The organism is Streptomyces sp. NPDC051018 (genome assembly GCF_044456085.1).
Lineage (GTDB): Bacteria > Actinomycetota > Actinomycetes > Streptomycetales > Streptomycetaceae > Streptomyces.
Genome location: NZ_JBITFN010000002.1, coordinates 389,506 through 414,875 on the forward strand (window position 1 = coordinate 389,506; position 25,370 = coordinate 414,875).

The 25,370-nt window shown below is 71.4% G+C and carries 21 protein-coding genes and 2 pseudogenes; 13 read left to right on the forward strand and 10 right to left on the reverse strand.

The features are described from left to right. Positions 1 to 247 precede the first annotated feature (247 nt). The 5 genes from ACIBCM_RS05410 to ACIBCM_RS05430 all read left to right on the forward strand — a co-directional run bounded on the left by ACIBCM_RS05410 (position 248) and on the right by ACIBCM_RS05430 (position 5,740). Complete coding sequence (locus tag ACIBCM_RS05410) at positions 248 to 1,234, forward strand: acyl-CoA thioesterase (RefSeq protein ID WP_399240451.1); 987 nt, start codon at positions 248 to 250, stop codon at positions 1,232 to 1,234. Between the two features lie 212 nt (positions 1,235 to 1,446). Then, complete coding sequence (locus ACIBCM_RS05415; protein WP_399240453.1) at positions 1,447 to 2,886, forward strand: long-chain-fatty-acid--CoA ligase; 1,440 nt, start codon at positions 1,447 to 1,449, stop codon at positions 2,884 to 2,886. A 255-nt stretch (positions 2,887 to 3,141) separates the two neighbouring features. Further along, the gene (locus tag ACIBCM_RS05420; protein WP_399240455.1) at positions 3,142 to 3,810 is read left to right on the forward strand and encodes a TetR/AcrR family transcriptional regulator; all 669 of its coding nucleotides are present in this window, start codon (positions 3,142 to 3,144) and stop codon (positions 3,808 to 3,810) included. Between the two features lie 155 nt (positions 3,811 to 3,965). Further along, complete coding sequence (locus ACIBCM_RS05425; RefSeq protein ID WP_399240457.1) at positions 3,966 to 5,048, forward strand: flavin-containing monooxygenase; 1,083 nt, start codon at positions 3,966 to 3,968, stop codon at positions 5,046 to 5,048. A gap of 179 nt (positions 5,049 to 5,227) precedes the next feature. Next, the gene (locus ACIBCM_RS05430) at positions 5,228 to 5,740 is read left to right on the forward strand and encodes an AAA family ATPase (protein WP_399240459.1); all 513 of its coding nucleotides are present in this window, start codon (positions 5,228 to 5,230) and stop codon (positions 5,738 to 5,740) included. A gap of 229 nt (positions 5,741 to 5,969) precedes the next feature. Here ACIBCM_RS05430 and ACIBCM_RS05435 read toward each other — a convergent pair whose 3' ends face one another. Then, positions 5,970 to 6,293, reverse strand: a complete 324-nt coding sequence (locus tag ACIBCM_RS05435; RefSeq protein WP_399240461.1) for a hypothetical protein — start codon at positions 6,291 to 6,293, stop codon at positions 5,970 to 5,972. 95 nt (positions 6,294 to 6,388) lie between these two features. After that, positions 6,389 to 7,675, reverse strand: coding sequence for a class I adenylate-forming enzyme family protein (locus ACIBCM_RS05440; RefSeq protein WP_399240463.1), 1,287 nt, complete (start codon positions 7,673 to 7,675; stop codon positions 6,389 to 6,391). Positions 7,676 to 8,026: 351 nt separating this feature from the next. Between ACIBCM_RS05440 and ACIBCM_RS05445 the strand changes: the two genes are divergently transcribed. The 7 genes from ACIBCM_RS05445 (at position 8,027) to ACIBCM_RS05475 (ending at position 14,062) form a co-directional block, all read left to right on the forward strand. Next, positions 8,027 to 8,470, forward strand: coding sequence for a pyridoxamine 5'-phosphate oxidase family protein (locus tag ACIBCM_RS05445; RefSeq protein WP_399240465.1), 444 nt, complete (start codon positions 8,027 to 8,029; stop codon positions 8,468 to 8,470). A gap of 137 nt (positions 8,471 to 8,607) precedes the next feature. After that, the gene (locus ACIBCM_RS05450; protein ID WP_399240467.1) at positions 8,608 to 9,678 is read left to right on the forward strand and encodes an LLM class F420-dependent oxidoreductase; all 1,071 of its coding nucleotides are present in this window, start codon (positions 8,608 to 8,610) and stop codon (positions 9,676 to 9,678) included. A 302-nt stretch (positions 9,679 to 9,980) separates the two neighbouring features. Beyond that, entirely contained in the window at positions 9,981 to 10,817 is an 837-nt protein-coding gene (locus tag ACIBCM_RS05455; protein ID WP_399240469.1) for an enoyl-CoA hydratase, read from the forward strand. Between the two features lie 102 nt (positions 10,818 to 10,919). Next, positions 10,920 to 12,143, forward strand: coding sequence for an acyl-CoA dehydrogenase family protein (locus tag ACIBCM_RS05460; protein WP_399240471.1), 1,224 nt, complete (start codon positions 10,920 to 10,922; stop codon positions 12,141 to 12,143). A gap of 163 nt (positions 12,144 to 12,306) precedes the next feature. Then, a complete protein-coding gene (locus ACIBCM_RS05465) occupies positions 12,307 to 13,188 on the forward strand; it encodes an SDR family NAD(P)-dependent oxidoreductase (protein WP_399240474.1) in 882 nt (293 codons plus the stop codon). Between the two features lie 20 nt (positions 13,189 to 13,208). Further along, a complete protein-coding gene (locus ACIBCM_RS05470) occupies positions 13,209 to 13,628 on the forward strand; it encodes a MaoC family dehydratase N-terminal domain-containing protein (RefSeq protein WP_399240477.1) in 420 nt (139 codons plus the stop codon). 2 nt (positions 13,629 to 13,630) lie between these two features. Then, positions 13,631 to 14,062: a MaoC/PaaZ C-terminal domain-containing protein gene (locus ACIBCM_RS05475; protein ID WP_399240479.1), complete on the forward strand. Its 432-nt coding sequence runs from the start codon at positions 13,631 to 13,633 to the stop codon at positions 14,060 to 14,062. A gap of 403 nt (positions 14,063 to 14,465) precedes the next feature. Here ACIBCM_RS05475 and ACIBCM_RS05480 read toward each other — a convergent pair whose 3' ends face one another. The 4 genes from ACIBCM_RS05480 to sigJ form a co-directional block, all read right to left on the reverse strand. Beyond that, a complete protein-coding gene (locus ACIBCM_RS05480) occupies positions 14,466 to 15,707 on the reverse strand; it encodes a TetR/AcrR family transcriptional regulator (protein ID WP_399240481.1) in 1,242 nt (413 codons plus the stop codon). 496 nt (positions 15,708 to 16,203) lie between these two features. Beyond that, positions 16,204 to 17,031: a hypothetical protein gene (locus ACIBCM_RS05485; protein WP_399240483.1), complete on the reverse strand. Its 828-nt coding sequence runs from the start codon at positions 17,029 to 17,031 to the stop codon at positions 16,204 to 16,206. Between the two features lie 320 nt (positions 17,032 to 17,351). Continuing rightward, a complete protein-coding gene (locus ACIBCM_RS05490) occupies positions 17,352 to 19,466 on the reverse strand; it encodes an MMPL family transporter (protein ID WP_399240485.1) in 2,115 nt (704 codons plus the stop codon). Positions 19,467 to 19,483: 17 nt separating this feature from the next. Beyond that, positions 19,484 to 20,389, reverse strand: a complete 906-nt coding sequence (gene sigJ / locus ACIBCM_RS05495; protein ID WP_399240487.1) for an RNA polymerase sigma factor SigJ — start codon at positions 20,387 to 20,389, stop codon at positions 19,484 to 19,486. A gap of 433 nt (positions 20,390 to 20,822) precedes the next feature. Between sigJ and ACIBCM_RS05500 the strand changes: the two genes are divergently transcribed. After that, positions 20,823 to 21,371, forward strand: a complete 549-nt coding sequence (locus ACIBCM_RS05500; RefSeq protein WP_399240489.1) for a tellurite resistance TerB family protein — start codon at positions 20,823 to 20,825, stop codon at positions 21,369 to 21,371. 411 nt (positions 21,372 to 21,782) lie between these two features. Here ACIBCM_RS05500 and ACIBCM_RS05505 read toward each other — a convergent pair. The 4 genes and pseudogenes from ACIBCM_RS05505 to ACIBCM_RS05520 all read right to left on the reverse strand — a co-directional run. After that, positions 21,783 to 22,565 (reverse strand): annotated as a pseudogene (locus tag ACIBCM_RS05505) (SDR family NAD(P)-dependent oxidoreductase); the annotation flags it as partial. Between the two features lie 7 nt (positions 22,566 to 22,572). Then, complete coding sequence (locus ACIBCM_RS05510; RefSeq protein WP_399240491.1) at positions 22,573 to 23,391, reverse strand: enoyl-CoA hydratase-related protein; 819 nt, start codon at positions 23,389 to 23,391, stop codon at positions 22,573 to 22,575. Positions 23,392 to 23,643: 252 nt separating this feature from the next. Then, positions 23,644 to 24,462 (reverse strand): AMP-binding protein, encoded by an 819-nt coding sequence (locus ACIBCM_RS05515; RefSeq protein WP_399240493.1) that lies wholly within the window; start codon positions 24,460 to 24,462, stop codon positions 23,644 to 23,646. Then, a pseudogene (locus tag ACIBCM_RS05520) lies at positions 24,456 to 25,208 on the reverse strand (AMP-binding protein); the annotation flags it as partial. The pseudogene ACIBCM_RS05520 and the gene ACIBCM_RS05515, both read right to left, overlap by 7 nt. Positions 25,209 to 25,370: the final 162 nt, after the last annotated feature.

Sequence of the window (25,370 nt, forward strand, 5' to 3'; positions counted from 1 at the left end):
CTTGCGATGCACCGCATCTGACGCCGCGCGCTGATCCACCGCCGATTACGGGACAGCCCTTAGCGCGGTGACCGGGGAGGTCCACCCGGCGACGCCCTCCCTCTGGGCCTGGCGGCCCGGGAGGTGCCCCCACCCCTGGGCCCGGCGGCCCCGGCCGTACCCCCGTGCCCCGGCGGGATGGTGGCGGCGCGGCCCAGGGCAGTTCCGTCCCCGGCCGATCAGGCCGCCGCAGTACGAGGAGCGATCTGTGTCCCGAGCCCGGCTTCGTCCCCCCGGCGGACAGGAGGGCGCCGTCGCGCCCGGGGAGGAGGGGACCCCCGGGGCGGCCCCTGTTCCCGGCCTGGCCGCGTATCTGTCCCTGGAGGCTCTGGGTGCCGACACCTTCCGCGGCGACTGCCACGCCGGTGCCCCGGGCCGGGCGTACGGCGGTCTGGTCGCCGCACAGGCCCTCGTGGCGGCGGGCGGCACCGTCGAGGCGTCCCGCCTCCCGCACTCCATGCACGGGTACTTCGTGCGCCAGGGGGATCCGGAGCAGCCGGTCGAGTACCGGGTGGAACGGGTCCGTTCCGGCCGTATCTACGACAACCGCACCGTCGTGGCACACCAGCACGACCGGACCGTCTACACGCTCTCCGCGTCCTTCAAGGTCCCGGAGAACGCGGAAGACTCGCAGGCCGGGGAGAGCGCCGGAACCACGGACGGCCCGCACCCGGGAATGCCCGTGATACCCGGCCCCGAGGACCTGCCCGACCCCCTGCCCGTCTGGGCCGCGGAACGCCCGCGCGACTTCGTCATGGCCCACGCCCACCGCCGGCTCGACCTGCGCTATCACCTTCCGGGTGAGCCCGGTGAGGGTGTTCCACCGACCGGAGTCACCCGGCAGTACATCTGGTTCAAGGTCCCCGGGAAGCTCCCCGACGATCCGCTCCTCCACGCGTCCGCCCTCGTCTACGCGGCGGACACGGCGCTCGCCCCCACCGCCGCCATGCACCGGGAACTGCCGGCCCCTCTGCGCCGCCACACACCGAGGATCCATCTGGCCTCACTCGACTACGCGCTGTGGCTGCACCGGCCGTTCCGGGCCGACGAGTGGCTGCTGCTCTCCGTGCGCGGTCCCCTGCTCGCGGACGGAAGGGGCCTCGGCACGGGCGAGTGCTGGACGCGGGAGGGGGTGCTCGTGGCCTCGTCGGTCCAGGAGGCCGTGGTCCGGCCGCGGCGGCGGCGCTCAGCCTGATCCACCGTCCGCGGCCGCGCCGCGGACGGCCGTGCCGTCACGGACGAGCGGCCGCCCGCCACCTCGGTGCCCCGGCGCATCAGTGACCGTACAGCGAGGAGAGAGACGATGTATCTGACCCAGTCGCTCCACCGCGCGCTCCAGCAGAGTCCCGACCGTCCGATGACCGTCTTCGGCGACGTGTCAGGACCGTCCGGGAATCCGTGGAGCGCGTGACGAGACTCGCCGGCGCGCTGCGCGCCCTGGGCGTGGACGACGGCGACCGTGTCGCCGTGCTGGCCCGCAACTCGGACCGGTACCACGAGTCCGTGCTCGCCACCTGGTGGGCCGGCGGGGTGGTGGTTCCCCTCAACACCCGGTGGAGCGCGGCCGAGGTGGCGTTCGCCCTCGGCGACGCGGAGCCGGATGTCCTGGTGGTCGACGATGCCCTGCTGCCACTGCTGGGGGCGGGGGAGGCGGTGCCCGGCGGGGTGACGGTGGTGCACGCCGGGGACGGGGCCGCCCCGCCGGGGACTCTCGACTACGAGGAACTGGTCGAGGGACACGAGCCGGTCGCCGACGCCGTCCGCAGAGGGCAGGACATCGCCGGGATCTTCTACACCGGCGGCACCACGGGACGCCCCAAGGGCGTGATGCTGAGCCACGCCAACCTGGTGATCTCGACCCTGGGGATCCAGGCGACCGTACGGGGCATCCACCCCGGCGGCCGCCTCCTGCTGTTCAACCCCCTCTTCCACGCCGGGGGGTTCGGGTGCTGGAACTACCAGAACACCTTCGGCGGCACACAGGTGATCCTCCCCGGATTCGAACCGCTCGAAGCGCTGCGGGCCATCGAGCGGCACCGGGTGACATTGATGTGGATCGTGCCGACCATGATCCAGGCCCTGCTGGACCACCCCGAGCGGGGGAAGTACGACCTCTCCAGCATCCGGCACATCCAGTACGGCGCCTCGCCCATCTCCCCGACACTGCTGCGCCGGGCGCTCGAAGCCTTCCCCGGCTCCCGGTTCGCGCAGGGGTACGGCATGACCGAACTGTCTCCGGCGGCCACGATGCTCACCCCCGAGGACCATGAGGACGAGTCCCGCCTCGACAGCGTCGGGCGCCCGGTCCCGTTCACCGAGCTGAAGGTGGTGGACCCCGATGACGCGGAGGTGCCGCGGGGGCAGGTCGGGGAGATCATCTGCCGGGGCGGCCAGGTGATGCTGGGGTACTGGCGGCGCCCGGAGGAGGCCGCCGCCGCGCTGCGCGGGGGCTGGATGCACACCGGGGACGCGGGCTATCTGGACAAGGACGGGTACGTCCATGTGGTCGACCGCATCAAGGACATGATTGTCAGCGGCGGGGAGAACGTGTACTCCGCCGAGGTCGAGAACGCGCTCGTCCAGCACCCGGCCGTCGGCTCCTGCGCGGTCATCGGCGTGCCCGACGACACCTATGGGGAGCGCGTCCATGCGGTCGTCGTTCTCACGCCCGGCCATACGGTCACCGCGGAGGAGCTGAGGGCACACTGCAAGACCCTGATCGCGGGGTACAAGTCGCCGCGCAGCGCCGAGTTCGTCGCGTCCCTGCCGCTCTCGGGTGCGGGCAAGATCCTCAAACGGGAGCTGCGCGCACCCCACTGGTCGGGCCGGGGGCGGTCCGTCCACTGAAGGGTCCCGGCGGGTGCCGACCGGAAGTGTGAACGTCCACCGTGAGGACGGCCGGTCCGGTGAACAGGGCTGGCAGGACGGCGAAGTCGGCGGGTCGGGGAGGCGGGGAAGGCCGCCCGGAGCAAGCGCGCCCCGGTCGGACCCGTCCGTCCGGCGTCGGCGCCTTTGCCCAACCCGGCTGTCCCGTATTCGGATTGACCAATAATTGCAGAGCGTGAAACCTTGCAGATTCTGCATTCTTGCCCTTACGGTGGAATGGTGACGAGGGAAGAACGAGCCCGCGGCCGGACCGGTGGCGCCACCCTGGGCCTCCGTGAGCGCAAACGGCGGCAGACCCACCGGCTGCTGGTGACCACGGCCCTGCGGCTGGTGGCCGAGCGCGGTCTCGACCGGGTGACCGTGGAGGACATCAGTGCGGAGGCCGGGGTCTCGGCGCGCACCTTCTTCAACTACTTCACGGTGAAGGAGGACGCCCTGCTGGTGCCGTACCCGGACGACGAGGAGCGGATGGCGACCCTGCCGGACCGGATCATCGCGGCCCCGGCGGGGCTCTCTCCGCCGTACGCCATGGTCCATGCCTGGCGGGACGATCTGGCCCGGTGGGACGCCGACCGAGACGAATGGCTCACCCGGATCACGGCGATGACGGAGCATCCGGCCCTGGCCGCCCGGCTCGTCCGGCATATGGCCGAGGAGAAGCGCGTCACCGTCGAGGCCCTGGCCCGCCGGACCGGGCTGCCGTCCGGCGATCCGTACCTCGAACTGGTGTTCCACGTGGTCGAGGGGGCGATGGAGGCCAGTGTGGCGCTCTGGCACCGACTGGGGGGTGAGACTCCGCTCCCCGGCCTCGTCGACACCGCGGTGGCCGCCGTCGAGGCCGGGCTGCCCGTCCCGGACCGGGCGGCCCGGCGGCCGGGCGGCTGAACCGGCCGTCCGGGCCACGACACCACAACCTCACCGCGGCGACACCGGAACAACAACAACGGAAACCGGCGGGACCACGGCGGAACGACGGACGGGACACGACAGACCCGTCCGAGGGGCCGCCCGGCCGTGGGCCCGGTACGAAGGAGAGGACCATGGACACAGCAATCGTCATCGGCGGCGGACAGTACGGACTCGGGGCCGCCTACGCCTTACGGAACCAGGGATTCAGGCCGATCGTGCTCGAAGCCGGTACCGAACCGGTCGGATCCTGGCCGCACTACTACGACAGCCTCACCATCTTCACCCCCGCCCGGCTGTCGTGCCTGCCCGGCATGCCGTTCCCCGCCCGGGCCGGCCACCTTCCCCACCGCGACGAGATGGTGGCCTATCTGCGGGCGTACGCGGCCCGCCTCGACTGCGAGATCCGTACCGGCGCCCGGGTCGCCACCGTCCACACCACGACCGAGGGATACGCGGTGACGACGGAGACCGGCGAGGTGCTGCACGCCCCGGTCGTCGTGGCCGCCACCGGCACCTTCGGCAATCCGAACCGTCCGGAGATACCCGGCCTCGCCGCCTACACCGGAAAGGTGCTGCACTCCGCCGAGTACCGCTCGCCCGAACCGTTCGCGGGACAGCGGGTCGTCGTGGTCGGCGGGGCCAACTCGGCGATGCAGATCGCCCATGAACTGGCCGTGGCCGGGAACGCCCGGGTCACCTTGACCAGCCGACGCCCCATCAAATACACCAAACTCCGGCCTCCCAGGAGCCGGGCGGGCTGGAAGGCCCTCGAAACCGGACTGCTGTTGCCGATCGGAGCGCTCATACCGCTGCACGAGTCCGCGGTCATCGTCGACAACGACGACAGGTACCGCAAGGCGCTGGACAGCGGCGTCCTCGACCACCGTGACCTGTTCACGGCCGCCGACGGCACCGACATCCACTGGGCCGACGGGAGAGCCGAGCACGTCGACACCGTCCTGCTCGCCACCGGCTACCGCCCGGCGGTGGAGTATCTGCGGCCGATCGGCGCGCTCGACCTCCGCGGTGTGCCCCGGCAGCGCTCGGGCCTGTCCACGGTGCACCCCGGGCTGGCCTTCGTGGGTCTCGAAGGCCAGCGGTCCCTGCTCTCCGGCGGGATCCACGGCGTCGGTACGGACGCCACGCACGTCGCCCGCAGGCTGCGCCGCTGGGTCGCCTTCACGGAACCCGCCTGGCGCCGCCCGGCGGCCTGACGGAGACGGCACGCCGTGGGCACGCGCCTGCGTGCGTGTTTCCCGGCCCGGGGCTCGGTTCGCAGCCGGCGAGTGCGGGTGGTGCCGAGGCGGGCGTTCGGAGAACGCGGTCATGGGCTCGGAAACCATTTCCGTTGTCCCGAGGGGTTGCGCGAGCATGGCTGAATGACCTTGCTGCGGTGCCGGGGAGGCTCGTGATGGATGTGAGTCCCGAGCCCAGGCTTATCTTGTTGTGCGGGCTTCCCGGCTCCGGGAAGACGACGCTGGCCAAGCTCATGGCGAGAGAGATTCCAGCGGTGCGTCTGTGTCCGGACGAATGGCTGGAGGATCTCGGTGTCGACTACTTCGACGAGCGGACGCGTGACCGGCTGGAGAGGCGGTTCTGGGCTCATGCCCAGGACCTGCTGGGGCTCGGACAGACTGTGATCTTGGAGTTCGGCTTCTGGGGGCGCTCCGAGCGGGACGAGAAGCGCCTGGCGGCCCGTGCACTCGGCATCCCCGTTGAACTGCACTACCTCGCCGTGTCGGCCGATGAGCTGTGCCGCCGGCTCGAAGCCCGAAGGCGGGAGGGTGGACAGGGGGCCGTCCCGGTCGGCCGCGAGTTGCTGGACGAGTACGTGAAGCTCTTCCAGGCGCCTGACGATGACGAGCTGGCTCTTTTCGACATCCCGTCCTGGGGACGACGCGGCTGACCGGACCCTTGTGACGCAGGCCCGATCAGGTGTCGGCCGGCGCTGGTTTCCCCTGCGGGTCGGGGGTGGCGCCCTTGGTCTCCATGCCGTACGGCACTGGAGCTGGCGTAGGAATCGGGCTACTCGCCGACAGAGATACGGAACGGGTTCCACGGCTCCGGGCCCGGTGCGGCTGTGCGGCCCGCCACCGGGCCCTCACCGCACCGGGCCCGTAAGACCCCTCGTACCCCTACGACCCCTGCGCGGGGGAGAACCGCTTCCTCAGCTCCGACTTGAGGATCTTGCCGACCGCCGAGACCGGGAAGCTCTCCAGGAACTCGACCGCACGGACGCGCTGGTACGGAGTCACCCGGTCGGCGACCAGGGCCATCAGCTCGTCCGCGAGCGCGGGGCCCGCCTCGAAGCCGGGGCGCACCTGGACGAACGCGCACGGAATCTCGCCGGCCTCCTCCTGCGGCTTGCCGACCACGGACGCCTGGGCGACGGCCGGATGGGAGCAGACGATCTCCTCCAGGGCGGCCGGATAGACGTTGTACCCCTTGTAGATGATCATGTCCTTGGCCCGGCCGGAGAGATAGAGCCAGCCCTGCTCGTCGAGGCGCCCCAGATCACCCGTGCACAGCCAGCCGTCCCGGAACTGGCGTGCGGTCAGCTCGGGAGCCCGTGGTAGCCGTCCGCGATCTGAGGGCCGCGTACCCAGATCTCACCGGTGGCGCCCACGGGGAGCACCTTCTCCCCGTCCGGCTCCCGGATCTCGACCTCGGTGTCGAACACGGGAACCCCGACGCTGCCGGCCGGCTGCCGGGCACCCTTGTTGAGCGGGGGCACGCTCACGGTGAGGGTGGCCTCGCTCAGACCGTAGGCGTCGGTGAGGTCGGCGTTCGGGTAGAGCGCCCTGATCCGGTCGTGCAGGGTGCTGTCGCTGGGCGCCGCCCCGATCGACACCAGCCGGACGGACGACAGGTCGTACGAACGGTCCTCCGCCGCCCGCAGCAGCGCGTGGTGGAAGGTCGGCACACCGCGCACCGTGGTGGCGCGGTAGCTCTCGATCTCGGCGAGATAGCGGGCCGGGTCGAAGCGCCCGGAGTTCACGAAGGTCGTGCCGAGCAGCACATTGAGCGAGTAGCCGACGAGTCCGGTGGCGTGGATCATCGGAAAGACATCGATGAGCGCGTCGGCGCCCGGGCTCAGCGGCAGCGTCTCATACGCGCCCGGTACCGGGTCCAGACGCAGCAGCCCCTTCTCCGTGGCGCGGGCGATATGACCGCTGCGCCAGGTGACGCCGTGCATGGTGTGCACCGCCAGATTGCGGTGCAGCACCCGGACCCCCTTGGGCTCGCCGGTCGTGCCGCCCGTGTACTGGAGGTGGGCCAGGGCGTCCGGCGGCACCCGGTACCCGGTCAGCGGCCCGGAACGCAGCAGATCGGCCAGCGGTACGGCGTTCGCGGGAGGCGTGGGGACGTCGTCCGCGCCCTCGGGTGCCGCCTCGGTGGGCGGTACCCATACGGTCAGCGCGAGTTCCGCCCCGCCCGCCGCCAGGAGCCCGCCGGCGCAGGAGGGGTGGGTGAAGGCCGCGACGGCGCCGCAGTCGGCGAGCTGCTTGCGCAGCACCTCGGCGGGCTGGGCCGTGTTGACCGAGGCGGCGGCCGCGCCGGAGCACATGATGCCGTAGTAGACGACCGGGAACCACAGGGAGCCCGGTACATGCAGCAGGACCACATCACCGGGCCCGATTCCGCGCTCCCGCAGCCCGCCCGCGATCCGCATGGCCTGGTCGTGGAACTCGGCGAAGCCGATGGTCCGGGTGCCGTCGACGAGCGCCGCGCGGTCCCCGTACATCTCGGCGGCCGAGGCGAGGACGACATCCATTCCGACATCAGGGCAGGGCAGATGGTGGGGCAGACCCGCGGGCCAGGCCGGTGTGGAAGAAGCCATGCGATCTCCTGGTGGGTGGATGCCGCGCCTCCGGCGCGCCGTGAGGGCCGCGCCGGAAGAGGATGGGTGGGCCTGTGGACCAGATCATTGGCATAACAACTCTTTACCTCCCTGATTCAGAGTGTCAAGATGCCCACAGGAACCACCAGATCAGTTGGCATGTCTCTGGGTGCCGACTTCGTTGATGTTCATCTTTCGAGACCTCGGTTCTCGGAATGATGATTCACATAGATGAGATGGGTGGGATAGCGCGTGACGATGCGTCCGACAGGGAGCCTCCCCCGGGACGACCGTGGGGCGGGGCCCGGAGGCCCCGGTGCGACGGCGACACAGCGGCACCGTAGAAAGATCATGATGACCCGGCCCGAAGCCGACGCGTACCTGGCCGGACAGCGTGTCTGCCGGGTGGCGACCCTGGCCGCGGACAGCGGCCCCCATGTGGGGGCGCTCTGGTACGCCTGGGACGGTACGGCCCTGTGGCTGTACTCCCTGGTGCACAGCGGGCGCTGGAAGGACATCGCCCGCGATCCCCGGATCAGCGTGGTCGTCGACGACGGCCACGCCTATGAGGAGATCCGGGGAGTGGAGTTGCGCGGCAGGGCGGAACCGGTCGGCGAGGCCCCGCGCACGGGGGAGCCTGTCGAGGAACTGGAACACATCGAGGCGCTCTTCGCCCGCAAGTACCTCGGGCGCGGACGGATGCCGTACGACCGGCGGCACGCCTGGCTGCGGATGGTCCCCGAGAAGATCGTGTCCTGGGACTTCCGCAAGATCCCGGGCGTCACGGGCGGCTGAGGGCGCCTTCGGCCCATGGCCCGAAGGCGCCCTCAGCCGCCCGGGCATGATTCCCGGGCGCCGGCCGGCACGCGACCGCGCCCGGCCGGCGCCTGCCCGGCAACCGCTGGCGGAGCCGGTGTCTCAGGAGGTCCCGTATGAGAATCGGCATGTCCGTGAGCTACAGCGTCGACTTCAAGGAGGCCGTCGCCCGGCTCGGCGACTACGAGAAAGCGGGACTGGACATCGTCTTCGTCCCCGAGGTCTACTCCTTCGACGCGATCAGCATGCTCGGCTTTCTCGCCGCGCGTACCGAACGGCTGGAGATCGCCTCCGGGGTCCTCCAGATCTACACCCGCACCCCCACCCTGACCGCGATGACGGCCGCGGGGCTCGACCATGTCTCCGACGGCCGGTTCACCCTGGGACTCGGGGCCTCGGGCCCGCAGGTCATCGAGGGTTTCCACGGGCAGCCGTACACCGCGCCCCTGGCCCGTACTCGCGAGATCGTGGAGATCTGCCGGCGGACCTGGCGCCGGGAGCATGTCGTGTACGAGGGTCGCCACTACCGGATCCCGCTCCCGCCCGGTGAGGGGACCGGTCTGGGCAAGCCGCTCAAGCTGATCGCGCGGCCGGTGCGTGACCGTATCCCCGTCATGCTCGGCGCCATCGGCCCGAAGAACGTCGCCCTGGCCGCCGAGATCGCCGAGGGCTGGATGCCGGCCTTCTTCCATCCGGAGAAGGCCGGCGAGGTCTGGGGCCCCGCACTGGCCGAAGGCCGGGCGTCCCGGGATCCCTCGCTGGGGGAACTGGACATCGCGGTCTCGGCGCCGCTCGCCATCGGGGACGGCGTCGACGGTCTGATCGACCGGGCGCGTCCGCAACTCGCCCTCTACATCGGCGGGATGGGCGCGCGCGGACGCAACTTCTACCACGATCTGGCCTGCCGCTACGGCTACGCCGGTGAGGCCGCGCTGATCCAGAACCTCTATCTGGAGGGGAGGAAACAGGAGGCAGCGGCGGCCGTACCCGAGGAACTGCTGCGCGCCCTCGCCCTGATCGGTCCGGCCTCCCATGTCGCCGAGCGCGTCGAGGCATACCGCGCGGCCGGTGTGACCACCCTCCTCGTCACACCTCTGGCGGCCGACCCCGTCCGCCGTCTCGCAGACATCGGACGGCTCAAGGCGATGGCCGGGGGCCATGGGCCGGGGAACGGCACCTGCGGGTGAACGCCCCGTCGGCTCGGGGACGGCGGTCACCGGGGTGCGGCGGTGGGGGTACGGCAGTCACCGGGCACACCCCGGATACGGACCGCCGCCGCGGCGGCCGTGGAGACCTCCGGCCTCGTGGACAGGCCGTACCCGGCGGACAACACCCACACACACCGCACGCCCCGGCGGCGCACGGATCCAGCCGCGGCCGACTCGTTCGACGGAGGCGTCTGCCAGGGGTCCCGGCCCGGCTTGATCCACACCCGGGCCACCCACACACACCCACAGTCACCGCGGACGCCCGGACAAGGGAGAACGGTATGGACGGTATGACCGACGGGACACACCGGCGCGCGGCGGGCGCCGAACCGCCGGTACTCGTGGCACGGGCCGGGCGCATCGCGACCCTCACCCTCAACAGGCCCCGGGTCCGCAACGCCCTGAACGCCGAGCTGATCCGGGCCATGCGCCGGGAACTCGCCGTGCTGGACCGCGATCCGGACATCGACGCGATCGTGCTCACGGGCGCCGATCCCGCCTTCTGCGCGGGGCTCGATCTCCGGGAGCTGGGAGACAGCGGCCGGAACGTGGGCACCGGGAACGCGGAAGGCATCCCGGCCGGGCGCGCCTGGGCACCGCTGTCCACACCGGTGATCGGCGCGGTCAACGGTCCGGCCGTCGCGGGGGGTCTGGAGATCGCCCTGAACTGCGACTTCCTGATCGCCTCCGAGCGGGCGGTGTTCGCCGACACCCACGCCCGGGTCGGGGTGATGCCCGGTTGGGGCGTCTCGGTCCTGCTGCCCGAGCGGGTGGGCTTCGCGACGGCGCGGCGGATGAGCCTCACCGGCGACTTCGTGGGCGCCGCCGAGGCGCTGCGTACCGGGCTGGTCACCGAGGTGGTCGCACACGGCGCGCTGGCGGCGACGGCGCTGCGGGTCGCCGGGGCGATGAGCGGTGATCACCGCGGGGGAGTCGCCGCGATGCTGGCTTCCTCCCGGCGTATCGAGGCGGCCGCCCTCGGGAAAGGTCCGCGGATCGAGGCCGAGGGCCTCGCGGCCTGGAAGCGGACCTTTGACCGCGGCGCGGTGGTGCGCAGCAGGGACGGTGTGCTGGCCAGAGGCCGTGCCCAGCGGGAAGACCGCCGTATAAGTGAGTGATTGTTTTCTCGATCCGTCGATGTGATCCCGGTAAGTCCGCCGGAGGATTGACATAGATTCGCGTATAAGTAAAGAATCATTCGGTATGAGGGAGGTGGTTCGGTGTCGTCGTTGGATACATACCTGGAAGCCGCCGGGGCCTGGCTCCGCGCCCATGCGGAGCCCCGCGGGGCGAGCAGGGAACTGGAATGGGGAAGAGGGCCGGACGGCGTGTTCCTCTTCCGGGACACCTCTCCCGAGGAGGAGCGGGCCGGGATCGAAGCGCTCAAGGAGTGGCAGCGCGCGAAGTTCGACGCCGGGTACGGAGCGATCAGCCGGCCGGCCGAGTACGGCGGTGCCGGTCTGCCCCGCGCGTACGAGGACGGCTTCCGGCGGCTCGAAGCCGGGTTCGTCATCCCGGCGGTGGCGGATCTGGTGTCGATCTCCCTGGAGATCGAGGCGCCGACGATTCTCACGCTCGGGACCGAGGAGCAGAAGCAGCGCTGGCTCCGCCCGCTGCGCCGGGGCGATCTGCTGTGCTGCCAGCTGTTCTCCGAACCCGGCGCGGGTTCCGATCTGGGCTCGATCGCGCTGCGTGCGGAGCGCGACGGCGAGGAGTGGGTGCTGAACGGGCAGAAGGTGTGGACCTCCGGGGCTCAGTACGCCGAACTCGGCATCGTGATCTGCCGTACGTCCCGGGACGCCCCGCGTCAGCAGGCGTTCACCGCGTTCGTGGTGCCGCTGGACGCACCCGGCATCACGGTGCTGCCGCTGCGGCAGATGACCGGTGGCGCCAACTTCAACGAGGTGTTCTTCGACGGTGCCCGGATCCCGGACTCCGCGCGCCTCGGAGAGGTCGGTGGCGGCTGGTCGGCGATGATGACCACCCTCGGTTTCGAGCGGGCCGCGGCCGCCCGCGGCGGCGGGGGCGGCGGCCCCGATCTCTTCGGCCGGCTGGTGATGACCGCCCGGCAGTTCGGCAGGCTGGAGGACCCGCTGGTCCGGCAGGCGCTGGCGGATCTCTACGCGAGAAACCGTATGCGGTCCTGGACCGCCCGGCGCGCGGCGGCATCCGCCCGTGCGAAGGGCGTCCCCGGCCCCGAGGGCTCCCTGTCCAAGCTCGCCCTCACCCGGTCCCTTCAGCGCGCGGGCGAGATAGCCACCCTGCTGCTCGGCCCCGCCATGGTGGCCGACACGGGGGAGTGGGGAACCTACGCCTGGTCCGAGCTGGTGTGCGGAACACCCGGGCTGCGGCTCGGCGGCGGTACGGACGAGATCCAGAAGAACACGATCGCCGAACGGGCCCTCGGCCTCCCGCGCGAGCCCAGGGTGGGAACGGCGTCCTGACCGGCGGCCCGACAGCGGCCCGACGGCTGCCCGGCGCGGTGCCGCACCGGGCAGCCCCCGTCCGGAGCCGCGGCCGGGTCTGTCCAATCAACGGCTGATCTTGGTTGTTGAGGTGTCAGTGGGTGGTGGGGGTGAGGCGTCCTTCGAAGGCGATCTGACCATCATGGGAAAGCTTGACGGACGTGTCGCCGTCGTCACCGGCGCGGGCGCCGGACTGGGCCGCGAAGAGGCGCTACTGCTTGCGGCCGAGGGAGCCCGGGTCGTCGTGAACGACATCAAGGGCGCCAAGGCCGTCGTCGACGAGATCACCGAGGCCGGCGGGCAGGCCGTCGCCGTCGAGGGCAGCGTCGGCGACCTCGCGGTCGGCCAGGCGATGGTCGACGCCGCGGTGGAGACCTACGGCGATCTGCACATCATCGTGAACAACGCCGGATTCATCCGGGACGCGCTGCTCGTCAGCATGACCGAGGAGCAGTTCGACTCCATCCTGGAGGTGCATCTCAAGGGCACGTTCGCCCTGACGAAGGCCGCCGCCGTGTACTGGCGCGACCAGTCCAAGGCCGGCCGCACCTCCGACCGCTCGGTGGTCAACACCAGCTCGGGCGCGGGTCTGCACGGCAACCCCGGCCAGTTCAACTACTCAGCCGCGAAGGCCGGTTCGGCCATGATGGCGGTCACCGCCTCCGTCGAGCTCAAGCGCTTCCAGGTGCGGGCCAACGCCATCGCCCCGGTCGCCGCGACCGCTCCGGTGCCGGCCACCCCCGGGCTCGGCGAGGCCATCGCCAAGGCGGCCGAGAAGGCCGGTGGCTTCGACCGCTTCGACCCGGCGAACATCGCACCGCTCGTCGGCTATCTGGCCACCGCGGACTGCCCCTTCACCGGCCAGGTCTTCTCCGTGCACGGCGGCCACATCGGTCTCTACCAGGGCTGGAACATCGCCCACGAGGTGGACCGCGAGGAGCGCTGGACCGTCGGGGGTCTCGCCGGCGAACTCGCCGCGTGGCCCACCCGGGTCAAGGTCAACCGCCAGCGCGTCCCTCTCTAGGAACCAGGAGCAGCAGCCGTATGAGCTACACCATGCCGATCGAACTCGGCAAGATCCGTGAGTTCGCCCGCGCGGTCAAGACCCGCCATGTGGCGCACAAGGGCAGCACCCCCGTCATCCCCCCGACCTTCCTGCTCAGCTCCCGCACCCTGTGGGAGCCGGTCGCCGAGTCCGGTATCGCCCGGCTGGGCTTCGATATGCGCCGGATCCTGCACGGTGAGGAGGAGTATGTCTTCCACGGCCCGCTGCCCGCGGCGGGACAGACCCTGACCTGCGAGGCGAAGGTCGTGGAGACTTATGAGAAGCCGGGCAAGAGAGGCGGCAGCATGCGCTTCGGCGTCGTCGTCACCGAGTTCCGCGACGAGAAGGGCACGCTCGTCGCCGAGGCCCGCAGCACGCTCGTCGAAACCGAGAAGGCACCCAAGAAGGACGAGGGCTGAACATGAGCGAGTCCGCGACCGTCGAGCGGATCGAGCTGGAGGTGGGCCAGGAGGCGGATCCCCGCACCTACCCCAAGCTGACCCGTACCGACTTCGTGAAGTACCAGGGCGCCTCCGGTGACTTCCACCCGCTGCACCACGACGAGCCGTTCGCGAAGGCCACCGGCTTTCCGTCGGTGTTCTCCGTGGGCATGCTCCAGGCCGGGATGCTCGCCACCTATGTCACCGACTGGCTCGGCGTGGAGACCCTGCGCCGGTTCAAGATCCGCTTCGTGGACCAGGTCTGGCCGGACGACGAGCTGACCTGCACTGCCAAGGTGACCGCCATCGCCGATGAGCCCGGCGGCGGCCGGCGGGTCACGGTGGAACTCCGCTGCGAACGCCAGACCGGCAGCGCGGCGCTCAAGGGCGACGCCGAGTTCGTGCTGCCGTAGCCGGCACTCTCCGCGGGACCCGCACGGGCCCGGCCGATGGACACCCAGCCATCGGCCGGGCCGTGCGCGTTCCGGTGTTCGGGCCGTGGGCGGACCGGTGGCCGGTCGTATACGACTCCGGAGCCCGGTGGCAGCGGTCGCCGAACGCCGAAGGGGAAGGGAGCCCCGGCGGAGGCCGGCGGCTCGTACGTACGGTGCTCCCGTGCTCTGCCGTACTCCCGGCAACGCGGCTCGGGGCGACCCCCGGGCCGGGCCAGGAGGCCGGGATACCGCCGGGGTGCCGGACCCAGGGGCGGGGGTACGGCCGCGGCCGTCAGGCCCAGGGGTGGTGGTACCAGCCGGGCCGCCGGTCCCAGGGGCAGCGCCGGGCGTCGCGGGCCGGTGGTCGGTCCCGGTCGCCCCTCTAGCCGCGGGCGGCGGGACTCCCGAGGAGGAACCGCAGGATGAGATCCGTGGCCGCGGTGGCGGAGGTGCGGTTCCGGCGTACCAGCGCCATCTCCTGGACGGCCGCGTCGGCGCAGACGAGCAGGACCCGGGCTTCGTGCTCGTCCAGATCCGTGCGCACCTGCGCCAGCACGGCGCCGCGCACCTGCCGGATCGCCGCCCTGCGGCGGTTGATCCGGGCACGGTCGGCCTCGGGCAGGGCGTCGACCTCCCGGGTGTTGATGGCGACGATGTCCGAGTCGGTGAACGCGACCGTGGCATACGCCGCAACCGCGAGGCTCAGCGCCTCCTCCGGGCCGTGTGCCTCCTCCATGGCGCGTTCGATGGCCACCTCCAGCTTGGCGGCCGCGTGGTCGCAGGCGTCGACGAGGATCTCCGCCTTGCTGGTGTACGTCCCGTACACGGTGGGCCCCGAGATCCCGGCCGCCTTGCCGATCTGGTCGATGCCGACGCCGTGGTAGCCGTGCTGGCGGAACAGGGAGGCCGCGGCGTCGCGGATCTCCTGGCGCCTGGAGCGGGGAGGCGTCCAGCTACGGCGCGGCCCGGGCGCCGTGAAGGCGGCGGAGCGGTCCCCGGGAGCGAGCAGCAGTGCCACCAGGGAATCCGTCAGCAGGGTCTTCGCACGAGGGCGCTGGAGTGCGTCGGGCCGCCGTGCCAACCGCCCGAGGACGCCGTTGAGCGCCCGCTGGCGGGTCACCGCGTCTCCGTGGGAGACGGTCGGGCGGGCGTCGCGGATCGTCTTCTCCCACACCCGCGTCAGCCGCCGTTCCCCCGTACGCAGCTCCTCCCGGGCCGCCTCGGACAGCGAGTGCCACTCCTGGAGGTAGGTGGCGGTCCGCGACGGCTCGGACAGGGTCAGCTCGACATTGCTCCGGACCGCCGCCTCCAGCCGCGCCTCGGGGTCGTCTCCGACCTCGGGGCCGGGCTGCGCCACCGCGGTGAAGTCGGCCAGCGCGCCTTCGAGGATGTGCCGCAGCAGATCGTCCTTGCCGCTGAAGTGCCGGTAGATCGCGCCGGGTGTCACCCCGACCCGGTCGGCGATGTCCCCCACCCCGGTCGCCGAGTACCCGCGCTCGGCGAACAGCTCCGCCGCGATCCTCTCGATCGTGACCCGCCGGTCCTTCGGCCGCCGGGCGCGCTCGGGGGTCTTCCCGCTCCGGGTGGGAGTTCCGGTCGGGGCTCCGGGCCCGCTCTCGGTCATACCGCTCCAGCCTTCACGTCACGGCACCGGTCCCCGTTCGCCCGGCGCGTCCATCAGTCCAGAACATACCTTTACTTAGCGGCGGACGTACATTCGACTCCGGGTCGGTTCGTCTCCGGGCGCGTGAGACGCCCCTTCCGCCGGCGTGATCGCCCGTCCGGCGTTCTGCCCGGTCCCGGCGGACGATTGACCGCCTCCGCGGCCGGTGGGGCCGGGACCGGGCCCGGCTCCCGGGAGCGGACACCACATCCGCGGGGGACTCCCTCACCGGAACTGTGTGTGTGCATGCCATGCATAGGTCCGGGCTGCCCGGGAGTCCCCGGCGGGGGCGGCCGGGGCCCCGGGACGCGCTGTCGTCGCACCGGGCCCGTACCCCGCGGGTGGGCGCCCGAGCCGTCGGCCCGGTCACGGCCTCCGTGTCCGCCCCCGGACCGCCTGCGCCGGAGGGACCGTTACCGGTCGGCGGTCATGGCCGTACGCGCTCCCGGCCGCGGACTCAGTGGTCGTCGCGGATGACCGTCGCGATGCCGTTGCGGATCCCGACCTCCGCGCTGAAGCCCTTCTTGGCGGCCTTCTCCAGTTCGGCCTCTGTGCACTCGATGCCGCCCTGGCCGCCTTCGTAGGTGTTCTCGTCGCCGCAGATGTCGCCGTAGCCCCAGATCTCGGTGTCGGTGGCGACGAAGAACTGCTGCTCGACACCCCTGAGGCCGGAGACGGTGTACTTGCCCGGCGCCAGGTACGAGACATTGCCGAACCAGGTTCCGTTGACGCCCTTGCCGTCGTTGATGTCCTCGATGGTGGACCGGTCGGAGCCGTTCGAGGGGTCCTTCGGGGAGCCGGAGCCCGAACCCGCCGACGAGCCGGAATCCGGGCCGGAGCCCTGCCGGGGGGCGCGCCGCTCGGTCACCCGGCTCGCGACGCCCTCTGACATCTCCACATCCGCGGGCACGGCGCCCTTCCGGGCGGCGGCCTCCAGCTGCTCCGCTGTGCATGGCGCGTCCACCTTGGACCGCACGTCGCCGCAGACGACACCGGCGCCGTGCACCTCGGTGTCCTCGGCGACGAGGAACTGCTGGTCGCCCTTGCCCGGTATCGACACGAGGTACTTGCCGGGGGCGAGAAGGGTGACCTCGCCGTTCCTGAACGAACCGCTGACACCCTTGGCCTTGCCGGAGTCCGAGGCCTTGTCCGCCTCGGCCGCGGGGGCCGCCGCCTTCTTCCCGGACGTGTCGTCTCCCGAGCCGCTCTGGCACGCCGTCATCAGAAGTCCGGCGGTGAGCGCGGCGGTGGTGACTACGGCCGTACGCAGATGACGGTTCGTCATGGGGACTCCCTGAGAATGGTTGGCGAGCGGCCTCGGCGCCGGTGCCCGCTGTCTTGGCTGCTATGACGGGCCCGGGATCCGGTACGTCGCACTCCGTGTCCTCCCGGGACAGCGCGGTAGCGGCCCCGTTACACGGCAACACCCGGTCGGCGAACGGAAGTCGACAGTCCACCCGACCTGCGGAAGCACCCCGGCCCGCGGCGGTAAAGGGGCGGTCCCCCGCAGGCAGTCCCCCGGGACGGTCCTCCTCTCCGGCGCCCCGGGCCTCCCGGCCGTGGCCGGAAGGTCCGAGGCGTACGGTCGGGAAGGCGGACGGTTCGTCACCTGGCCCCGAGGGCGGGTTCGAGGTCGGGCAGGCCCTGCTCCGGCGGCCGGGGAGCGTCCCCGCGCCTGAACAGCGCGCTGGGCCACCACATCCACCGGTCCAGGTCCAGTGTCAGCGCGGTGACCAGCACCGAGCGGACGACCATGGTGTCCAGCAGCACGCCGAACGCCACCGCGAACCCGAGCTCCGCGGCGAACACCAGCGGCAGCGAGGCCATCGCCGCGAAGGTGCCGGCCAGCACCAGGCCCGCCGAGGTGATCACACCCCCGGTGGTGGACAGACCGATCAGCGCGCCGCGCCGCGTGCCGTGCGACAGCGTCACTTCCCGCACCCGGGTGACCAGGAAGATGTTGTAGTCGATCCCCAGGGCGACCAGGAACACGAACGTCAGCAGCGGGAAGTTGGCGTCCGCTCCGGCGAAGTCGAACACATGGTCGAACACCAGACTGCTCACACCCATGGCCGCCGCGAACGACAGCACCACCGTCGCCATGAGCAGCAGCGGCGCGACGATCGCCCGCAGCAGCAGCGCGAGGATCAGGAACACCACGACCAGCACCATGGGAATGATCAGCCTGGAGTCGCGGGCGGCCGCTTCCCGTGTGTCGAGCGTGATCGCCGTGTTGCCGCCGACCTGGGCATCCGCGCCGTCGATCCGGTGGACCGCGTCTCTGGCCCGCTCGACGGCGCGCATCGCGGCGGTGCCGCTGGGAGAGTCCCTGAGTTCCCCGAGAATCATGGCCTCATCGCCCTTGAACGCCGGCGGCGAGACCTCGGCGATTCCCGGGACACCGGACAGCGCGGCCTTCACGTCCTCGGCCGAGGCGGCCTTGGCCACGACGTAGACGGGGTCGCCCGACCCGGCGGGGAAGTGCCTGTTGCTGATCTCCTCGCCGACGGCCATCTGCGGCTTGCCGGTGAACTGGTCCTTGTTGGAGAGCCCGTCCGCCTTGAGCCCGAACGCTCCGATCGCCATGACACCGAGGGCGAGAGCGGTGCCGATCCACACGATCCGGGGCCGGCGGGAGACGGCGTTGCCCACCCGGGTCCAGACGCCCTCCTTCGCCGCCTCGGCCGCTCCGTACACCGGCTTCACCGGCCAGAAGATCCAGCGTCCGCAGACGACCAGCAGGGCCGGCATCAGGGTGACCATGCCGAGCAGTCCGACGAGGATGCCGACGGCGCAGGCGGGCCCGAGTCCTTGGGTGGAGTTGAGGGTGGCCAGCATCAGCAGCATCAGGCTGACCGCGACGGTCGCGGCGCTGGCGGTGATCGCGGGACCGGAGCGGTACAGAGCCTCCGCCATCGCCTTGTGCCGGTCCTCGTGCCGCCGCAGTTCCTCCCGGTAGCGCGAGGTGAGCAGCAGGGCGTAGTCGGTGGCGGCGCCGAACACCAGGACGGTCAGGATGAAGCTGGTCTGTGTGTTGACGACGAGTCCGGCGTTCTTCGCCAGGAGATAGATCACCGCCTCCGATGTGACCAGGGCGCCGCCCGCGGTCAGCAGGGGCAGTAGCGGCAGCAGCGGGCTGCGGTAGGTGAGCAGCAGGATCACGACCACGACCGCCGCCGTGATCGCCGTCAGTCCGCCTCCTCCGCCGAAGGCCTTGACCGAGTCGGACGCGTAGCCGGCCGGTCCGGTGACATGGAACCCGAGACCGCCCGCGCCCTCCTCGCCGACCTCGGTCATCGCGTCGACGACCTCGCCGATCCCGTTCCAGCCGCTCTTGTCCTTCTGGACCTGGACCACGGTCTGGATGGCCTGGCCGTCCTCGGACTTCAGCGGGCCCTGTGGTGTCCCCACCACCCTCTCGACACCCTGGAAGGCCGCGGCGTCGGCTCGGGCCTTGGCCATGTCGGCGGCGGTGATACCGCCGGGCCGGTCGTAGACGACAATCGCCGGCACCGTATCGCCGGGCAGGAACTTCTCGGCTCGCTCCACGACCGCGGTCGACTCCGCGTCACCGGGCAACCAGGCCGAACTGTCGTTCTCCTCTACGTCGCCGAGCCTGCCGGCCAGCATGAGCGCCGGGACCAGCAGGGCTGCCCAGAGGACGATGACGACCCATTTCGTCTTCCTGCCACTGGGGAAGGACGCCAGTTTTCGCATCATGTGAGATTCCTCGGTGTTCAGTCGACGTGAGAGAGCTTGTCGGGGTTGGCGACGGCGTAGATCCCGCACACCTGGTCGCCCTCCGGGGTGAGGTCGAGGACGAGGACGGCGTACGGCGCGTCGTCGGCCAGCAGCAGCACCGCCGGGTCACCGTTGACGCTGCGGAACGCGATGTCGAGTGCCTTGCCCGAGTCGGGGGCGACGGCGGCGAGCAGGCGGGCGACCTTGTCGCGGCCGAGGATCGGGCGCAGTCCCACCACTCCCCGCGCCTTGCCTCCGCCGTCGGTCCACATGGTCACCTCCGGCGCCAGGATCTTCAGCAGCGCGTTCAGGTCGCCGCCGAGCGCGGCGGCCAGGAACCGTTCGGTCACCTGCCGACGGACGTGCGGGGTGGGCTCGTAGCGGGGGCGCCGGGCGTGGACGTGCTCGCGCGCGCGATGGGCGAGCTGGCGGATCGCGGAGGGACTGCGGCCGAGGATCTCGGCGATCTCGGTGTGGGCGTAGCCGAACACCTCGTGCAGGACGAACACCCCGCGCTCCAGCGGAGTGAGGGTCTGCAGGACCACCAGCAGTGCCATCGACACCGACTCGGCGCGCACGGCCGCATCCGCGGCATCGTCCGCGGCGGGAACGCCGGGGAGCGCGCTGACCAGCGGCTCGGGCAGCCACGGTCCCGGGTAGGTCTCACGGCGGCGGCTGACGGCGGCCTGGTGGGCGAGGGCCCGGTTGACCGCGATCCGCACCAGGTAGGCACGCGGGCTGTCGATCGGCTCCGCGTCCGGTGCCCGGTTTCTGCTCGTCCACGACAGCCATGTCTCCTGGAGCACGTCCTCGGTGTCGGCGATGACGCCGAGCATGTTGTAGACCAGGGAGAACAGCAGCTCACGGTCCTCGTTGAACACCTGCGTCGCGGTGTCCTCCACCGGATCCGGCGCCGCTGTCCGCGGGTGGCCCGCGGACACGGCCGTCTGTGGGTCTGGCGGGGGGTGATGCGTCATGGGGTACTCCCGTCGCGGATGCCTTCTGATCCGAGAGCGGTCCGGGCGCGCGGTGTGTGACATCCATCCAGGAACTGTGACTCACTTCACGCCGATGTCCCGGCCCGGACGGACGCCCACGGCGGCGGCGGGGCACGAGCGGGGTGCGGGCGGGGTGCGGTCCGAAGGCGGAACGGCATACGCGGCTGGAGCCGGTCACGCCCCCGCTCCCGTACGGGGTGCCTGCGCCCGCCCCGTACGGTGGCCGACGAGGCACAACCGGCCGTGCGGCCATGGAACTCCGGGGGGCGGGTACGCGTTGCCACGAGGAAGCGCGGAACGCACGCGGACGATCGAACGGGTAGCCGAGGTGGCACGGATGGCGATGTGGGACCGGATCAAGGACCAAGCCAAGGGCCTGCAGAACCAGTCACAGGGAGCACGGAGTTCCGGCGGCCAGAGCCGGCCGGGGATGGGAAGCGGGGGATCGAAGGCTCAGCTCGTGGGCACGCTCAAGACCCAGCTCCTCTCGCTCAAGAACGAGCTGAAGAGCGGCTCCTACCGGGACGCCAGCATGGCGATGTGCGCCCTGGTCGCGGCCGCCGACGGGTCGGTCGACCCGGCCGAACGGCAGCAGGTGGAGTCACTGATCCTCCAGAACGAGGTGCTGCGGAACTTCCCGCCGGACCAGCTGCGGCAGCGGTTCAACAAGCATGTCGACCAGTTGACGTTCAACTTCCAGCAGGGCAAGGCCGAGGCACTCCAGGAGGTCGCCAAGGCGGCGAAGAAGCCGGTGGAGGCCAAGGCGGTCGTACAGACCGGCTTCGTCGTCGCCGGAGCGGACGGATATGTCGCCCCGGCCGAGGAGCAGATCCTGCGGGAGGCGTGCGTGGCGCTCGGCGTGTCCCCGCAGGAGTTCGGCCTCTGACCAGAAGGTTCCGGGCAATACGGCGAAGAGGTCCTGGGCAGTACGGTCCAGGGCCTCCGCGAGCCGTTCAGGCCCGTTCCCCGGCAGCGTTGTCGCCGCCGGGGAACGGGCCTGCTCCACGGCGGGGGAGTCCTCGGCAGCGCTTGACGCGGGGGCGTCACTTCCCCCCAAGGGTCCGAGAAGGCCGGGGGGCACCTGTGGCCGCCATCCGCGCCGTACGGGATCCGTGACGGGGGCCCGCTCCCCGCCCCGGCAGCCGGGGAGCGGTACGGCACCGGCTCCGTGGGGCGGTAGCGGGGGAGAGGAGTACGGCACCGGCTCCTTCGGACGGGCAGCCGGGAAGCGGTACGGCACCGGTACGCGATCGCGGCCGGGTCCCGGCCACGCCCGGCCGCCCTGGAATCCCCCGTCCAGCCGCAGCACCTGACCGGTCATGAACCCCGAGTCCGGCGAGACCAGATAGCGCACGAGCCCGGAGACATCGGCGGGTGCGCCAAAGCCGGACGGCCGGGACTCGACCTCGGCCCGCACCCGTGGGTTCTCCCGGATGCGGTGCCGCAGCAGCCCGGTCGTGATGACGCCCGGAGCGACGCAGTTGGCGCGGATCCCGCGCTCGGAGACATCGGCGGCGAGATAGCGGGTGTAGTGCGCGACCGCCGCCTTGGCGATGCCGTAGTGCGCGTACCGCCCCCTCTCGGTCGTCTCCCGGCCGTTGCGCGAGGCCATGGTGACGATGGAGGCGTTCTCCGCGCCGGTCATCGCGGGCAGCGCCGCCGACACGGTGACGATGGTGCCGTGCAGATTCCTTCGCAGCACGACGTCCAGATCGTCCAGGTCGATGGCCGAAGCCCGGTTGCCGTCGCTCGGGCCGGTGCCACCGCCCGCGACGCAGACGACGGCGTTGAGGTGGCCCCACTGCCCGGTGACACGGGCGACCAGGTCGCGCATCGCGTCCGCGTCGGTGGTCTCGGCCTCGGCGGACAGGACCCGCGGTCCCGAGTCCGCCAGTTCCTCCACGACCGTGCAGCCGTACTGCTCGGCCTCGTACGTCCGGTAGCCGCCGAAGTCGGCGTCGACGACGGCGACGTCGAAGCCGTCGCGGGCGAGATCGAGGGCCACGGTCCGGCCGATACCCCGCCCCGCGCCGGTGACCAGCGCGGTCCTCGCGGGAGAGGGCGATCCATTCGGACTCATACGCTGACTACCTCCCCTGGAACTTGGGCTCCCGCTTCTCCATGAAGGCCGCCGCGGCCTCCTTGTGGTCGTCGCTGAGGAAGGTCGCGCCCTCCAGCAGCAGTGAGGTGTCGAAGAGGAGGTTGGCGCGCTCGCGGAGGGCTTTGTTCACCGCGGTCTTGGTCCAGCGGATGGCCAGCGTCGGGCCGTTCGCGAGCCGTTCGGCGATCGCCAGGGCCTCGGCGTCCAGCTCGCCCGCGGGTACCGCCTTCAGTACGAGACCGAGGCGCTCGACGTCCTTGCCGGTGAGGCGGTCGCCCGTCATCAGGTAGTACTTCGCGGTGTTGATGGGGAGCAGCAGCGGCCAGATCACCGCGCCGCCGTCCCCGGCCACCACCCCGATGTCGACATGGGTGTCTGCGAGGACCGCGTCCTCGGCGGCGAGGACCACATCGGCACAGAGCGCGATGGTGGCGCCGAGCCCCATGGCGAACCCCTGGACGGCGCACACGATCGGCTGCTCCACGTCCAGCATGTTCGTGATGAGGCTCTTGGACGACAGCAGCGTCTTGCCGACGCGCTGGGCTCCGTTGGAGCGGGGCTTGTCCGCGGCGGCCTCGCCCGCCACGAACTTCACATCGCCTCCGGAGGAGAAGGCCCGGCCCGCTCCCGTCAGCAGAATGGCTCCCACACTGCTGTCGAAGCGCACCTCGCGGAAGAACTCGTCGAGTTCCCGGTGCATCACCGCTCCGACCGCGTTCAGGGCCTCGGGGCGGTTGAGGGTCACCTTCAACAGGCGGCCGGTCCGCTCGACGAGCAGTGACTCGTACGCGTACACGTGGGGCATCGGTGGTTCCCTCCAGCGGGACGGAGCGCTCGGGCGGCTGAGCGGCGCATACGGGCGCCACGGATCGCCGCACCGGGAACGGACAGGGGCGGCGGACAGGGGACGGGTCGGGCACGGAGGCGAGAAGGAGAGGACGTACGGGAGGGGACGGGATGGGCTGAGGAGGGTTGGGCTGAGGAGGCGAGGGGAGGGGAGCGGGCCGGGGCCGGGGAGGCGTGGTGGTGCCGTGCCGGTGGGCATGCGTGGCCGGGCTCAGCCCGCCTGGGTCGCCCCCACACCCTCCGCCGCGATCTGCTTCGCCCATGAGCGGTCGATCTTGCCCACGGCGGTACGGTGGATCGCGGGCACGCGGAGGATCGCCTTCGGGAGCTTGTAGCGGGCGATGTGCCGGGCCGCCGCCTCGCTGATCTCCTCGTCGGTGGCGCTGGCCCCGGGGAGGAGCGCGATCAGCAGCGCGGTGACCTCCTGTCCCCAGCGCTCGCTGGGGCGGCCGGCGACGGCCGCGTCGGCGACCGCGGGATGGGTCAGCAGGGCCTCCTCGACCTCCTCCGCGAAGACCTTCTCGCCCCCGGTGTTGATGGTGGTGGCCTCGCGGCCGAGGATCTCGACGACTCCGTCGGGACGCAGCAGCGCCCGGTCACCGGGGATGGACCAGCGGGTGCCGTCCACGGTGGCGAACGTCGCCTCGGTCTTGGCCCGGTCGCCCAGATAGCCGAGCGGGATGTTCCCGGCGACGGCGAGCCAGCCGGACTCCGGGTGCCCGGGGGTCTCCCTGCGGGTGCGGTCGGCGCTCACGACGGTGACCTCCGCACCGGGACGCCGGTCGAAGACACCGGGCTCCAGCCGCTTCTCGCCGCTCCTGTCGGTGCGCTGGAGGGCGCCGCCGGTCTCCGACGCGCCCATCAGCTCGTAGAGCGTGACATGGGGGAGGTCGCGGGCGACGGTGTCCTTGGTCTGCCGGCTCACCGGGGCGCCGCCGGTCATCAGCATCCGCAGACTGGACGCGTCATGGGCGCCGGCGCTCAGCTCCCGCAGCAGCGGGCGGGCGAACGCCTCACCCACGATCAGCATGGCCTCGCAGCGCTCGGCGGCGATCGTGCGCCACCCTTCGCCGCGTCCAGACGTTCGGTGGTGGCCGGGAAGGCGATGGTGTCGCCGTACACCAGCGCCCCGAGGGCGTTGAGTGCGCCGCCGCCGTGCATCATCGGCGCGCAGACCAGCGACCGGCTGCCGCGGCGGCCCGCCGCGTCCTGGGCGAGAGTTTCGATGGTGGCCCCGCCGCGGTGCCGTCCCCGGGCGAGCATGCTCTGCCACAGGCTGCCCTGACGCCAGATCACGCCCTTCGGCATGCCCGTGGTGCCGCCCGTGTAGAGGAGTTTGACGTCGTCGGGCGACTGGTCCGTGGGCGCGGTGGGGTCCGCCGCCGCGAGCGCCGACTCGTAGTCGACCGCACCCGGGAGCAGGGCCTCGCCCGAGGAGTCGGCGACTTGGATGAGCAGCGGGCGCCGGTTGAGCAGGGGCAGGGTCTCGGCGATCCGTGCCGCGAACCGGGACTGGTAGATGACGGCCGTGGCGTCGGCGTCGTTGAAGAGATACGCCAGTTCGTGCGGCACATACGAGTAGTTGACGTTGAAGGGGGCCACCCGCGCGGCGAATCCGCCGAGCAGGCCCTCCGCGTACTCCGGGCAGTTGTGCATCAGCAGGGCCACCCGGTCCTGTCCGACCTCCCAGGGCTCCAGCTCGGCCCGGGGGGTACGGACCCCCAGCCCGAGGCCGCGCAGCGCGCTGGCCAGCCGTGACGTACGGTCGGCCAGCTGGGCGTAAGTAAATCACCGTTCTCCCTGGATGAGTGCTTCGCGATCGGGTACCGCCGCCGCGACCGCCCGGAATATGTGCCAGTGGTTGTGGTCCATGGCTGTGATTCTCCCGTCGACGTGCAAGTAAGTAAAGATGTAATTGGAAGCTATTTGGGGTGTCCC